This is a genomic window from Pseudomonas tumuqii (assembly GCF_013184545.1).
GTDB classification, from domain to species: Bacteria; Pseudomonadota; Gammaproteobacteria; order Pseudomonadales; family Pseudomonadaceae; genus Aquipseudomonas; species Aquipseudomonas tumuqii.
In genome coordinates this window covers 581,373-595,006 of record NZ_JAAOJA010000001.1, presented here as the reverse complement: position 1 = coordinate 595,006, position 13,634 = coordinate 581,373, and the positions used below count along the sequence as shown (strand labels likewise).

General features: G+C 62.7%; 14 protein-coding genes and 1 other RNA gene. 4 read left to right on the top strand and 11 right to left on the bottom strand.

Annotated elements, in window-relative coordinates:
* Positions 1 to 5: 5 nt before the first annotated feature.
* From mraY to rsmI, 9 genes are all read right to left on the bottom strand, one after another.
* Positions 6 to 1,088, bottom strand: a complete 1,083-nt coding sequence (gene mraY, locus G9C89_RS02640; RefSeq protein WP_172144154.1) for a phospho-N-acetylmuramoyl-pentapeptide-transferase — start codon at positions 1,086 to 1,088, stop codon at positions 6 to 8.
* The gene (locus G9C89_RS02635) at positions 1,089 to 2,483 is read right to left on the bottom strand and encodes a UDP-N-acetylmuramoyl-tripeptide--D-alanyl-D-alanine ligase (RefSeq protein ID WP_172144152.1); all 1,395 of its coding nucleotides are present in this window, start codon (positions 2,481 to 2,483) and stop codon (positions 1,089 to 1,091) included. It abuts the gene before it with no gap.
* Positions 2,476 to 3,939: a UDP-N-acetylmuramoyl-L-alanyl-D-glutamate--2,6-diaminopimelate ligase gene (locus G9C89_RS02630; RefSeq protein WP_172144150.1), complete on the bottom strand. Its 1,464-nt coding sequence runs from the start codon at positions 3,937 to 3,939 to the stop codon at positions 2,476 to 2,478. Before G9C89_RS02630 ends, G9C89_RS02635 begins: the two co-directional genes overlap by 8 nt.
* Positions 3,939 to 5,672, bottom strand: coding sequence for a peptidoglycan D,D-transpeptidase FtsI family protein (locus G9C89_RS02625; RefSeq protein WP_178115409.1), 1,734 nt, complete (start codon positions 5,670 to 5,672; stop codon positions 3,939 to 3,941). Before G9C89_RS02625 ends, G9C89_RS02630 begins: the two co-directional genes overlap by 1 nt.
* Complete coding sequence (gene ftsL / locus G9C89_RS02620) at positions 5,669 to 5,962, bottom strand: cell division protein FtsL (protein ID WP_172144148.1); 294 nt, start codon at positions 5,960 to 5,962, stop codon at positions 5,669 to 5,671. Before ftsL ends, G9C89_RS02625 begins: the two co-directional genes overlap by 4 nt.
* On the bottom strand, positions 5,959 to 6,900 hold the full coding sequence (rsmH, locus tag G9C89_RS02615; RefSeq protein WP_172144146.1) for a 16S rRNA (cytosine(1402)-N(4))-methyltransferase RsmH: 942 nt from the start codon (positions 6,898 to 6,900) through the stop codon (positions 5,959 to 5,961). Before rsmH ends, ftsL begins: the two co-directional genes overlap by 4 nt.
* A 2-nt stretch (positions 6,901 to 6,902) precedes the next feature.
* Entirely contained in the window at positions 6,903 to 7,358 is a 456-nt protein-coding gene (gene mraZ, locus G9C89_RS02610; protein WP_172144144.1) for a division/cell wall cluster transcriptional repressor MraZ, read from the bottom strand.
* Between the two features lie 309 nt (positions 7,359 to 7,667).
* An RNA gene (gene rnpB / locus G9C89_RS02605) (RNase P RNA component class A) lies at positions 7,668 to 8,026 on the bottom strand.
* Positions 8,027 to 8,067: 41 nt separating this feature from the next.
* Positions 8,068 to 8,973, bottom strand: coding sequence for a 16S rRNA (cytidine(1402)-2'-O)-methyltransferase (gene rsmI, locus G9C89_RS02600; protein ID WP_178115408.1), 906 nt, complete (start codon positions 8,971 to 8,973; stop codon positions 8,068 to 8,070).
* A 90-nt stretch (positions 8,974 to 9,063) separates the two neighbouring features.
* On the opposite strand from rsmI, the gene G9C89_RS02595 reads away from it, so the two are divergent.
* Genes G9C89_RS02595 through G9C89_RS02580 form a run of 4 tightly spaced genes read left to right on the top strand, consistent with a single transcriptional unit; the run spans position 9,064 to position 12,400 of the window.
* Positions 9,064 to 10,875, top strand: coding sequence for a penicillin-binding protein activator (locus G9C89_RS02595; RefSeq protein WP_172144140.1), 1,812 nt, complete (start codon positions 9,064 to 9,066; stop codon positions 10,873 to 10,875).
* Positions 10,872 to 11,246, top strand: coding sequence for a YraN family protein (locus G9C89_RS02590; RefSeq protein WP_172144138.1), 375 nt, complete (start codon positions 10,872 to 10,874; stop codon positions 11,244 to 11,246). The genes G9C89_RS02595 and G9C89_RS02590 overlap by 4 nt, the downstream gene beginning before the upstream one ends.
* A gap of 30 nt (positions 11,247 to 11,276) precedes the next feature.
* Positions 11,277 to 11,870: a phosphoheptose isomerase gene (locus G9C89_RS02585; protein WP_172144136.1), complete on the top strand. Its 594-nt coding sequence runs from the start codon at positions 11,277 to 11,279 to the stop codon at positions 11,868 to 11,870.
* Entirely contained in the window at positions 11,867 to 12,400 is a 534-nt protein-coding gene (locus G9C89_RS02580; protein WP_172144134.1) for a BON domain-containing protein, read from the top strand. The genes G9C89_RS02585 and G9C89_RS02580 overlap by 4 nt, the downstream gene beginning before the upstream one ends.
* Before the next feature lie 103 nt (positions 12,401 to 12,503).
* Here G9C89_RS02580 and G9C89_RS02575 read toward each other — a convergent pair whose 3' ends face one another.
* Together G9C89_RS02575 and G9C89_RS02570 are read right to left on the bottom strand one after the other, a co-directional pair.
* Positions 12,504 to 12,920, bottom strand: a complete 417-nt coding sequence (locus G9C89_RS02575) for a ClpXP protease specificity-enhancing factor (RefSeq protein ID WP_172144132.1) — start codon at positions 12,918 to 12,920, stop codon at positions 12,504 to 12,506.
* Between the two features lie 16 nt (positions 12,921 to 12,936).
* The gene (locus G9C89_RS02570; RefSeq protein ID WP_172144130.1) at positions 12,937 to 13,554 is read right to left on the bottom strand and encodes a glutathione S-transferase N-terminal domain-containing protein; all 618 of its coding nucleotides are present in this window, start codon (positions 13,552 to 13,554) and stop codon (positions 12,937 to 12,939) included.
* Positions 13,555 to 13,634: the final 80 nt, after the last annotated feature.

The following is a 13,634-nucleotide window of genomic DNA, read 5'->3' as shown; positions in this document are numbered from 1 at the left end:
TGTCCTCAACGCAATTTCAAGGTGGCAAGGCCGATCAACACCAGAATCACGGTGATGATCCAGAAACGGACGATGACGCGCGGCTCGGGCCAGCCTTTCAGTTCGAAGTGGTGATGAATCGGCGCCATGCGGAACACCCGCTTGCCGGTCAATTTGAACGAAGCGACCTGGATGATCACCGACAGGGTCTCCATGACGAACACCCCGCCCATGATGAACAGCACCACTTCCTGACGGACGATCACGGCGATGGTGCCGAGTGCCGCGCCCAGCGCCAGCGCACCGACATCGCCCATGAACACCTGTGCCGGGTAGGTGTTGAACCAGAGGAAACCCAGACCGGCGCCGACCAGGGCGGCGCAGAACACAATCAACTCGCCCGCGCCCGGCAGATAGGGGATGAACAGGTATTCGGCGAACTTCACGTTGCCCGACAGGTAGCAGAAGATCCCCAGCGCGCCGCCGACCATCACGGTGGGCAGAATCGCCAGGCCGTCCAGGCCATCGGTGAGGTTCACCGCATTGCTCGAGCCGACGATGACGAAGTAGGTCAGCACCACGAAGCCGAAGCCCAGCTGAATGCTGACGTCTTTCAGCAGCGGCAGGATCAGGGTGGTTTCCGCCGGGGTCTGCGCGGTCATATAAAGGAACGAGGCCGCCGCCAGACCGAACACCGATTGCCAGAAATACTTCCAGCGACTCGGCAGGCCGCGCGAGTTCTTCTCGATCACCTTGCGGTAATCGTCGACCCAGCCGATCGCGCCGAACAGCAGGGTCACCGCCAGCACCACCCACACATAGCGGTTGCTCAGGTCGGCCCAGAGCAGGGTGCTGATCGCGATGGCGGAGAGAATCAGCGCGCCGCCCATGGTCGGCGTGCCCTTCTTCGACAGGTGCGACTGCGGCCCGTCATTGCGCACCGACTGGCCAATCTGGCGGATCTGCAGGGTGCGGATCATCCACGGCCCCAGCCACAACGACAGCGCCAGCGCGGTCAACACCCCGAGAATCCCGCGCAGGGTCAGGTACTGAAAGACCGCGAAGCCCTTGTTGAACTGTTGCAGGTACTCCGCCAGCAGCAGCAGCATTTAGTGACTCTCCATTGGGTGATTCTCGCCGGATGTGCCACAAAGCGCCGCCACGACTTTATCCATCGCGGCGCTACGTGAACCTTTGATTAGAATGGTGGTGTCGCCATGTTCGCCGCGGAGCGCTTCGATCAGGCTGGCTTGATCGGCAAAATGCCGGCCATCTGCACCGAACGCTGCAACCGCATGAGCCATCAGCGGGCCAACCGCATAGAGCGCGGCAACCTTGCCAACGGCATAGCTGCCCACCTCGCGGTGAGCTCGCTCAGCCCAGGCTCCTAGCTCGCCCATGTCCCCGAGCACCAGAACGGTGCGACCGGAGAAGCCGGCGAGTATATCAACCGCCGCGCACATCGACGCGGGGTTGGCGTTGTAGCTGTCATCGATAACCCGCACACCATTGCTCGCCAACTGCGCTACGGCGCGGCCTTTGACTGGTTGCAGGTTTTCCAGCCCGTTCTTGATATCGACCAACGGCACGCTCAGGGCCCGCGCCGCCGCGGATGCCGCCAGGGCATTGGCAACGTTGTGCTCGCCGAGCAGGTTGAGCTGGATGCGTGCCAGGCCATCGGCACAGTGCAGGGTGAACGCCGAGCAACCGCGCGCATCGCGGTCCAGGTCGCTGGCATGGAAGTCGGCCGCCGGATTGTGCAAGGCGAAACTGAGGATTCGCTGGTCGCCTGCGCGCTTTTGCCAACGCGCAAAGGCCGGATCGTCACGATTGAGCACGGCAACCCCGCCCGCGCCGAGCCCTGCGAGGATCTCGCCCTTGGCCTCGACGATTTTTTCCGGCCCGCCGAACTCGCCCACATGCGCGGTGCCGGCGTTGGTGATGATGGCCACATGGGGCTGCGCCAGGCTTACGGTGTAGGCGATTTCGCCGACGCGCGAGGCGCCCAGCTCGATCACCGCCGCCTTGTGCTGCGATGCCAGTTCCAGCAGGGTCAGCGGCACACCCAGTTCATTGTTCAGATTGCCGCGGGTGGCCAGCACGGAATTGCCCTGCTCGACGAACGCCGTGCGCAAAATGCTGGCGAGCATTTCCTTGACCGTGGTCTTGCCGCTGGAACCGGTGACCGCAACCAGCGGGCCACCATAGGCCTGACGGTTCAAGGCGCCCAGCCGGCCAAGCGCCAGGCGCGTATCGGCCACCAGCAACTGGGGCAAGGCGACGCCCGCCACTTCCCGCTCGACCAGCGCGGCCACCGCCCCTTTGGCGGCGACATCGGCCAGGTAAGCGTGGCCGTCGAAGTTCGGCCCGGTCAGGGCGATGAACAGCTGACCCGGTTGAATCGCCCGGCTGTCGGTGCTGACTGCATCGAAGGCGCAATCTTCACCGATCAAACGCGCATGCAACGGCGCGCTGATTTCGCTCAAGCGCAGGGCTTTAAGCATGCGTCACCTCCCATGCCGCCAGGGCTTTGCCAGCTTCGACCAGATCGGAGAATGGCTGGCGCACGCCGTTGATTTCCTGATAGTCCTCATGGCCCTTGCCGGCCAGCACCAGCACGTCGTCGGCACTGGCGGCGGCGATCAACTGGGCGATGGCCTGGCCGCGGCCATGGACGAACTGCACGCGCTCAGGCGTGGCAAAACCTGCGCGGATATCGCTGAAGATATGCTCGGGCGTCTCGCCACGCGGATTGTCGTCGGTGACCAGCACGCCATCGGCGAGACGCTCGACCACGGCCGCCATCAACGGCCGCTTGCCGCGATCACGGTCACCGCCGCAGCCGAACAGGCACAGCAGACGACCTTTGACATGCGGGCGCAGGGCTTCGAGCACCTTTTCCAGGGCATCCGGGGTGTGCGCGTAATCGACCACCACCAGTGGCTGCCGGGCGCCGCCCAGGCGCTGCATGCGCCCCACCGGGCCCTGCAATTGCGGGAGCACCTTGAGGATTTCGTCGAGTGGATAATCCATGCCCAGCAACGCGCCGACCACGGCCAGCAGGTTGCTCAGGTTGAAGCGTCCCAGCAGAGCACTGCGCACATTGCCTTCGCCGCGCGGCGTGACCAGCTTGACCCGTACACCCTGCTCGTCGAACTGGGCGTCTCGGCAGTACAGATAAGCCGTGGGGTCTTCCAGGCTGTAGCTGATCAGGCGCGAGTCATGCTCGGCACGGGCCAGTTCACGACCGAATTGGTCGTCCAGATTGAGCACCCGGCAGCGCAAACCCGGCCAGGCGAACAAGGCCGCCTTGGCCTCGCCATAGGCGTCCATCGAACCGTGATAGTCCAGATGATCGCGCGACAGGTTGGTGAATACCGCCACGTCGAACGCCAGCGCGGTCACCCGGCCCTGGTGCAAGCCGTGGGAGGAAACTTCCATGGCCACCGCACGGGCGCCGGCATTCTTCAGGTCGGCCAGGGTGGCTTGCACGCCGATCGGATCCGGCGTGGTGTGCCGACCGAGGGCCAGTGCATTGTAAAAACCGTTGCCCAGGGTACCGACGATGCCGCAGCGCTCACCCAGCAGATCCAGCGCCTGGGCCAACAACTGGCTGACGCTGGTCTTGCCGTTGGTGCCGGTAATGCCGACCAGATGCATCCGTCGACTCGGTTCGCCGTAAAAGCGCCCGGCGATGGCCGACAGCTGACTGGCCAAACCCTTGATCGCCACCAGCTCGGCGCTGCTGGCCGTCATCGTTGGCGCACCCTCGGCCTCATAGGCCACTGCCGCGGCGCCGCGGGCGATCGCGTCGGCAATGTGCACGCGGCCGTCCTGCTGGCTACCCGGCACGGCAAGGAACAGATCACCGGGGCGCACCTTGCGACTATCCAGGGTCAATTCACGGATCAGCACCGCACTGGCGGCTTCAGGCAACAATTGATTCAGAGGCATGGGCATCAGATGCGCCCTCCCTTGGCTGCGTTCACCGCAGTCGCTTGCGATTCGACGGGCGGTGCCAGGTTATCCGGCACGACATTCATCAGGCGCAGGGCGCCGGCCATGACTTTGCCGAACACCGGCGCAGACACCAAACCGCCGTAGTAACCGCCCTTGCTGGGTTCGTCGATGACGATGGCAACGGCAATCCGCGGATCATTGACTGGCCCGAAGCCGGCGAACAGTGAGCGGTAAGCATTCTCCCGATAGCCCCTGGAATCGGTCGAAACCTTGCGCGCGGTACCGCTCTTGCCCGCGACGTGGTAACCCGGAACCTTGGCCCGGAACACTCCGCCGGGGGCCTCGATCACTTCCTGCAGCATGCCCTGCATGGTCTTGGCGATATCTTCAGGGATCACCTGCACGCCGTCCGGCTTGCGGTCCATGCGGGTCAGCGACAACGGCACGCTGCGCCCGCCATTGGCCAGCACCGAGTAGGCATGCACCAACTGCACGGCCGTCACCGACAAGCCGTAGCCATAGGACAGGGTGGCGGTTTCAGCCTTGCGCCATTCGCGATGGTTGGGCAGATTGCCGACCCGCTCGCCCGGAAAACCGAGGCCGGTGTCCTGCCCCAGCCCGACCTGTTGCATCACCGAGTAGATCGACTCGCCGCCGATATCGAAGGCGACCTTGCTCATGCCGACGTTGCTCGACTTGATCAGAATTTCAGTGAGGCTCAACGGCCCAGTGCTGCGCGAAACGTCGCGGATCGTGTACCTGCCAATCCGCAAGGTACCCGGATACACATCGACGGTATCGGTCGGCTTCCAGCGGCCACTCGCCAGCGCGGCACTCATGGAGAACGGCTTCATGGTCGAACCCGGCTCGAATACGTCGATCATCGCCCGGTTACGCATGGCGGCCGGCTGCAGATTGCGGCGGTTATTCGGGTTATAGGTGGGCTGGTTGACCATCGCCAGCACTTCACCGGTCTTCACATCGATCATCACCAGGCTGCCCGCCTTGGCCCCGAACTCGGCCAGGGCGTTGCGCAACTCGCGATGCGCCAGATACTGCAGACGCAGGTCGATCGACAGCGCCAGCGTCTTGCCCGCCTTGGCATTCTGGGTGACCTGGACATCCTTGATCAAACGACCACGGCGATCCTTGAGCACCTGGCGCTTGCCCGGCACACCGGCCAGCCATTCATCGAAAGCCAGCTCCATGCCCTCGCGCCCGCGATCGTCGATATCGGTAAAGCCGATCACGTGCGCGGTCACTTCGCCGCCCGGATAGAAACGGCGAAACTCTTCGATGGCGTATACACCTGGCAGTTTCAGGTCGAGGACCCGCTGCCCCTGCTCCGGCGTCAGGCCACGTACCAGGTACATGAATTCGCGCTCGGCATTGGCCTGCAGACGCACGGCAAGTCCCTTTGGCTCCTGCCCCAGCGCGGCCGCCAAGGCCGGCCACTGGGCCTTGCCGGCCTGCAACTCTTTGCCATTGGCCCAGAGGGTCGTGACTGGGGTACTTACCGCCAGCGGCTCGCCATTGCGATCGGTGACCAGGCCGCGGTGCGCAGGAATCGGAATATGCCGCACACTGCGCGCATCGCCATGGGCCTTGAGGAAATCATGGTCGAACACATGCAGATCGATGATGCGCCAGACAATCGCACCGACCATCAGCGCCAGGAGCAGCAGCACCAGGCGAAAACGCCAGGGATAGAGTGCCCCTTCGAGTCTGATCATGGCGCCACCATGCGCACTTCGGCGGCTTCGGGAATGCGCATCTTCAGCTGTTCACTGGCCAGGGTTTCGATACGACTGTGGGCGGTCCAGGTGCTTTGCTCGAGAATCAAACGGCCCCACTCGGCCTGCGCCCGGTCGCGGGTGCTCAGCTCGGCATACAGCCCGTTGAGCAACTGACGATTCCAGTGCGCACTGTAAGAGACCGCCAACGCCGTGCACAGCACGCCAAGGAACAGCACCAGCATCAGCAGGCTGCCCCTGGGCAATGGCTTGGCAAAGAGCGTGCTCATCGCATTTTCTCCGCCACCCGCATGACCGCGCTACGCGAGCGCGGATTGGCCTTCAGCTCGGCGTCGGAGGCGTACTGCGGCTTGCCGATCAGCTTCAAACGGGGCTCGAAGGCCTTGGGGATGATCGGCAGGTCGCGCGGGTATGCGTCCCGCTCGCCCTTGGCATGCTTGCGCATGAACTGCTTGACGATGCGGTCCTCGAGGGAATGAAAGCTGATCACCACCAGGCGGCCGCCCACTTCAAGCGTTTCCAGCGCGGCATCGAGGCCACGCTGCAGATCACCGAGCTCGTTATTGATGTAGATGCGCAACCCCTGGAATGCGCGGGTCGCCGGATTCTTGCCCTTTTCCCAGGCAGGATTGGCCACCGTCAGCACCTGGGCCAGGTCGGCGGTGCGCTCAAAGGGCTGCTCGGCGCGGCGCAACACCACGGCACGGGCCATGCGCTTGGCGAAACGCTCTTCGCCATACTCCTTGAACACCCGGGCGATTTCCTCTTCGCTGGCGCTGGCGATCCACTGCGCCGCACTGACGCCTCGAGTAGGGTCCATGCGCATGTCCAGCGGGCCGTCATTGAGGAAGCTGAAACCGCGCTCGGCATCGTCCAGCTGCGGCGAGGAAACGCCCAGGTCCAGCAGAATCCCACTGACCTTGCCAGCCAGCCCGCGGACAGCAACCTCTTCGCCAAGTTCCGCAAAACTGCGCTGCACAACGACAAAGCGGCCGTCTTCGGCCGCTAGCTCATTCCCCGTGGCAATCGCCAAGGGGTCCTTGTCAAACCCCAGCAAATGCCCGTCCGGCCCGAGCCTTTCGAGGATCAACCGGCTATGCCCGCCACGGCCGAAGGTGCCATCCAGGTAGCAGCCATCCGCACGCACGGCCAACCCGTCGACAGCCTCGTCGAGTAGCACAGTAATATGGCGAAAGCTGCTGGTCATAGTCACAGGATCAAGTCACGTAGTTCGTCGGACAAAGCACCCGGTTGCTTGATGGCCGCCAAATCGGCATCGGCGACCGCATTCCAGGCATCTTCATCCCACAGTTGAAATTTATTCAGTTGGCCGACCAACATCGCGCGCTTATCCAGCTTGGCGTACTCGCGCAGACGCGGCGGCACCAGAAAGCGGCCGCTCGCATCCAGCTCGAGGTCAACGGCATTACCGATCAGCAAGCGCTGTAAACGGCGATTTTCCTCACGAAAGGAGGCCAATTCGCGCAGCTTGTTCTCGATCAGTTCCCACTCAGCCAGCGGGTAGACACATAGACAGGGGTCGATGGCATCGATGGTCACGATAAGCTGGCCCGCACAACGCGACACGAGCTCGTCCCGATACCGACTTGGCATCGCGAGTCGCCCTTTGGCGTCGAGACTGATGGCGTTGGCTCCACGAAACACAGCTGCGCTTCCCCTTAAATTAGCTATCCATGCCCAAAAAACCCCACTTCATGCCACTTCTTACCACCTGTGCACACTATAGGAACGCCCACACCCCACCGTCAAGGCGCGCCTGGAGGGAAAAACCCTTACAGAACGGCGATTTAGCAAACTTAAGCGGAGTAAGAGCAGAGCATTGCACGGAGTTTCGCAAGGCAAATTGAGCGCGTACAGCAAGCTGCACTTCTAACTTAAAGTGATTTGTTAAGAGTAAGATTTTTTCGGTCTTAGAAAAGCGAGGAGTAAGCGTGTCGCGGATAGAAAGGAAAGGTGGAGAGTCGATCTGTAAGCCGGGTTCTGTCGAGGACAGTCATTCCTCTACGACGTACATCACTGCACGCCTTTAGCAACCTACCCGGTTCCAGCGCGGGCCACGCCAATGGAACCCTATTTGGTCTTGCTCCGAGTGGGGTTTGCCTAGCCACGGACTGTTACCAGCCGCGCGGTGCGCTCTTACCGCACCTTTTCACCCTTACCGGCACCGAAGCGCTTAGGCGGTTATTTTCTGTGGCACTTTCCGTAGGCTCACGCCTCCCAGGCGTTACCTGGCACTCCGCCCTATGGAGCCCGGACTTTCCTCCCCCGCATTTCGCAGAACGAAACACGGCAGCGACTGTCCGATCGACTCTCCGCCGCCAAGGTTACCGACACGCGCCCGATAGAACAAGGCTCAAGCATCTTTCTGCCGTTCCAGCGCCGCCTGATAGAGCAAGTTCTTGCGCACCCCAGTGATTTCCGCTGCCAACGCTGCCGCCCGCTTGAGTGGCATTTCCTTGAGCAACAGCTCGAGCACACGTAGCGCCTCGGCACTCACCGCCGCCTCGTCCTCCGGCGCCTGCCAGCCCGCGACCAGAACCACGCACTCGCCGCGCTGCTGATTGCTGTCAGCCGCCACCCAGGCGCGCAACTCGGCCAATGGCAGGCCCTTGAGCGTCTCGAAGGTCTTGGTGATTTCCCGCGCGAGCAGTGCCGGGCGCTCATCACCGAACACCGCCTGCATGTCTTCCAGGCACTCGAGAATGCGGTGCGGCGCCTCATAGAAGATCAGCGTGCGCGGCTCTTCCTTTACCTGCTCCAGGCGCGCGCGACGGCCGGCGCTCTTGGCCGGCAGAAAACCCTCGAAAATAAACCGGTCGGAGGGCAAGCCCGCAGCCGACAGTGCCGCAATCAACGCACAGGCTCCCGGCACCGGCACCACCGCGACGCCGGCAGCACGCGCCTGGCGTACCAGGTGATAGCCCGGATCGGAAATCAACGGCGTACCGGCATCGGAAATCAACGCCACGTCCTCGCCTGCCAGCAGCCGCGCGAGAAAGCGCCCACCCTGATCGCGCTCATTGTGTTCGTGACAGGCGGCCAGCGGCGTGGCAATCCCGAAATGCTGCATCAGGCGCACAGAGTGACGGGTGTCCTCGGCGGCAATCAAGGCCACATCGCCGAGCACCTTGAGCGCCCGCGCACTGATGTCGTCCAGGTTGCCAATTGGCGTGGCGACCACATAAAGGGTGCCAGGAGTGGAGTTCGATGCACCGGGAGTGGTCACAGCACCAGCCTCTTCAATCGCAAAAGCGCGCATTGTAGCCCGTTTCACGCCATCGACATCGCGCCAGGGCCAGGCCTTGGGTACAATTCGCCGTTCATTTGATCAAGTATCAGGAACGCTTACATGATCGCCTGCCTGCGCCCACTTCTCGCCCTCTGCTTTGCAGCGCTGCTTAGCGCCTGCGCCAGCCAGCCCTCATCCACCCTGGGAGAGCTGCCGCGCACCCCTCAGGCCAGCATCGAGCAACTGCTGCAGCAGGCCGCCGAGAGCAAGCCCGAACAGGCCGCCCTGCTGCGTCTGGCGGCCGCAGACCTGGCTTACCAACAGAAAAGTATCGCGCGCGCCGACAGCATCCTCGAGCAGGTGCAACTCAACAGCCTGAAGCCTGCCCAGCAGATCTACGCCAGCACCCTGGCCGCCGAACTGGCACTGGCGCGCGAAAAACCCAAAGCCGCCCTGAAAGCGCTCAGCCATCCGAGCCTGGAGCGCTTGGCAGAGCTGCCGATCGAGCAACAAGTGCGCACCCAACTGGCGCGCGCCAGCGCCCTGCAAGCCGATGAACAGATCCTTGCAGCCGCTCGCGAACGCGTTTACATCGCGCCACTGCTCAGCGGCGCAGCAGCCAAACGCAACCACGACAGCATCTGGGACCTGGTCTCCAGCCTGCCCAGCGAACAACTGCAAAGCAGCGACGCCACCGACCTGGCTGGCTGGCTGAGCCTGGCTCTGGCGGCCAAGACCCCTGGCACCCTGCAACAGCAGCAAACAGCCATCGATGACTGGCTGGCACAACACCCCCAGCATCCGGCCGCCCTGCAATTGCCGCCAGCGCTGAGCAAACTGCAAGAACTGTCCAGCCAACCCATGCAGGAAATCGCCCTACTGCTACCCCAAGAAGGCCCGCTTGCAGCCGTAGCGCGTGCCTTGCGCGACGGTTTCCTCTCGGCCCACTATCAGGCCCAGCAGGCCGGACAGAACCCTCCCAACATCCAGTTCTATGACAGCTCACGCCTGAGTTCGCTGGATGAGTTCTACCGACAGGCCCAGGCTGCCGGCGTACAACTGGTTATCGGCCCACTGGAAAAACCACTGGTCAAGCAACTCGGCAATCGCGAGCAATTACCCATCACCACCCTGGCCCTGAACTACAGCGACCCAGGCCAGGAGGGCCCGGCGCAGCTGTTCCAGTTCGGCCTCGCCGCCGAAGACGAAGCGCGCGAAGCAGCACGCCGGGCCTGGGCCGACGGCATGCGCCGGGCAGCCGCCCTGGTGCCCCGCGGTGACTGGGGCGACCGGGTACTCGATGCCTTCCGCCAGAGCTGGCAAGCCCAGGGCGGCACCCTGATTGCCGCCGAACATGTCGACCAACCGGTTGAACTGGCCCGGCAGATCGCCGAACTGTTCCAATTGCGCGAAAGCGAAGCACGCACCAAGCGCCTGAAGAACACCCTGGGCGTTGCGGTGGCCGCACAGCCGGCTCGGCGCCAGGACATCGACTTCATCTTCCTGGCGGCCACCCCGCAGCAAGCCCAACAGATCAAACCGACCCTGGCCTTCCAGTACGCTGGCGACGTGCCGGTCTACGCCACTTCGCACCTGTTTACCGGCAACCACAGCGATGCGCAGTACCAAGACCTGAACGGCATCCGCTTTTGTGAGACACCCTGGCTGCTGAACGTCAACGACCCGGTACGCCTGCAGGTCGAAAACCAGTGGCCGCAAGCCGGCGGCAGCCTTGGCCGGCTCTATGCCATGGGCGCCGACGCCTACCTGCTGGCAGCGCGCCTGAGCCAGCTCAAGGCCCTACCGGAGACCCGCATCGACGGCCTGTCCGGAAGCCTCAGCCTCAACCCGGCACAGCGCATCGAGCGCCAACTGCCCTGGGCCGAGTTCCGCGACGGTCGCGTCGAGCGCCTGCCAGACAGCCTCAATTGATCGACCACAGCAGCACGCAAACCAGCGGCAAGACGGCCGAGGAGCTGGCCCGCCTGCATCTGCAGCAACACGGTCTGAAGCTCCTGGCGCAGAACTGGAGCTGCCGCCGCGGCGAGCTTGATCTGGTCATGCTCGACGTCGATACAGTAGTATTCGTCGAAGTCCGCTACCGCCGACATTCCGCCTGGGGCGGCGCCGTGGAGAGCGTCGACGCGCGCAAGCGCGAAAAGCTCACGAGAGCCGCCATGCATTTTCTGCAGCAGGAATCGCGCTGGGCCAAACACCCCTGCCGGTTCGACGTGATTGCCATAAACGCCGAAGGCAACTCGACTCCCCGGCTGAACTGGATTCAAAACGCCTTTGACACCTGAACCGGCGCCACACTGAAGGTTAAATCTCTGATGGAAATGCAAGACCGTATCCGCCAACTGTTCCTGGCCAGCATTGAAACCAAGCAGCAGGCTCTGGAAGTACTGGTTCCGTTCATCGAGCAAGGCAGTCTGGCCATGGTTCAAGCCCTGCTCAGCGAGGGCAAGATCCTCACCTGCGGCAATGGCGGCTCGGCAGGCGATGCCCAGCACTTTTCCTCGGAACTGCTCAACCGCTTCGAACGCGAGCGCCCGAGCCTGCCGGCCATCGCCCTGACCACCGACAGCTCGACCATCACCTCGATCGCCAACGATTACAGCTACAACGAGATCTTCTCCAAGCAGATCCGCGCCCTCGGCCAGCCGGGCGATGTGCTGCTGGCCATATCCACCAGCGGCAACTCGGCCAACGTGATCCAGGCCATCCAGGCCGCCCACGACCGTGAAATGACCGTAGTCGCCCTCACCGGCCGCGACGGCGGTGGCATGGCCTCACTGCTGCTACCGGAAGATGTGGAAATTCGCGTACCGTCGAAGATCACCGCACGCATTCAGGAAGTCCACTTGCTGGTAATCCACTGCCTGTGCGACCTGATTGACCGCCAACTGTTTGGGAGTGAAGAATGACCCGTTCGCCACTGATCCTTGCCGGATTGCTCTGCAGCCTGATTCTTGCCGGTTGCGGCAGCCGCAGCATCGGCAACAAAATCGATGACCAATTCATCGCCCCGCAAGTGCGCGCCAATATCACCCGCGCTCATGTCGACCTGACCGATCCGACCTCGCACATCGTGATCACCAGTTACAACGGTGTGGTGCTGCTGGCCGGCCAGACGCCACGCAGCGAATTGAAAAGCGCCGCCGAACAGGCGGCGCGCAAGGTTCAGAACGTCACCAAGGTGCATAACGAACTGCAGGTAATGCAGCCAACCTCGCTGCTCGCGCGCAGCAACGACTCACTACTGACTACCAAGATCAAGGCGCAGATGGTAACCGACGCGACTGTACCGGGCTCGCGGATCAAGGTCATCACCGAGAACGGCATCGTCTACCTGCTTGGCCTGGTCTCGCGCCAGGAAGCCAACCGGGCGACCAGCCTGGTGCAGAGCACCTCCGGTGTGCAGAAGATCGTCAAGCTGTTCCAATATACCGATTAGAGGCAGCTCAGGCTGCGAGCAAAACTCAAGTAAAAAAACAGGGCGCCCATGGCGCCCTGTTTTTTTTACTTGAAGCTTATGGCTTGCAGCCTGAGGCTGGGCATCACTTGACCACCTTCAGACTGGGCCGCCCACTGGGACGCGGCGGCTCGCCATCTGGCGGCCCCTGATCATCGGGACCGTCGCTGTCTTCATCATCATCCGGCACCGGCGGCTCCAGATCGAAGACCATGCCCTGGCCATTCTCCCGCGCATAAATTGCCAGTATGGCCGCAGTCGGGACATACAGGCTGTATGGCGTTCCGCCGAAGCGGCCCTCGAAGCTCACCGCATCGTTATCCATGTGCAGATGACGCACCGCACTGGGCGAGACGTTAAGCACGATCTGTCCATCACTGGCGAAGCCTGGCGGCACTTGCACACCGGCAAACTCGGCATTGACCAACAAATGCGGAGTACAGTCGTTGTCGACGATCCACTCGTAAAGCGCACGAACCAGGTAAGGACGACTGGAGTTCATCAAAGCCTCCTCAGCTTCAGCGCATATCGCGCTCAACGGGGGAAAGACTGACCTGAAAGGCCTCACGAGCAAACTGACGATCCATGTAATCGAGCAACGGCTTGGCCGGCTTGGCCAACTCGATGTCCAGCACCGGCAGGCGCCAGAGCAGCGGCAGCAAGCAACAATCCACCAGACTCAACTCGTCGCTGAGAAAGTACGGCTTGTCGGCGAACAGCGGCGAAACACCGGTGAGGCTCTCGCGCAGTTCTTTGCGCGCCTGCACGCGAGCCGGCTCCTTGCTGCGCGAGTCCAGGATCAGATCGACCTGAGCACACCAATCGCGCTGAATACGATGAATCAGCAGGCGGCTATTGGCCCGCGCCACCGGATAAACCGGCAACAATGGCGGATGCGGATAACGCTCATCCAGATATTCCATCACCACAGTCGACTCGTACAACGCCAAATCACGGTCGACCAGGGTCGGCAAGCTGGCATAGGGGTTAACCTCCAGCAGCCTTGCCGGATAACGGCCCTTTTCGACAGTGATGATCTCGGCGCTGACACCCTTCTCGGCGAGCACGATGCGTACACGGTGGGAATAGTGGTCGGCGGGGTCGGAGTAGCAGGCTAACCGGTTGGTCACGCCCATGGCGGTCCTCCTCGCTTATTTAGGTTATTGGAGCAGAAAAGACTGCGCGCCCAAAGGGGCGCGCAGGACAACATTGCAGC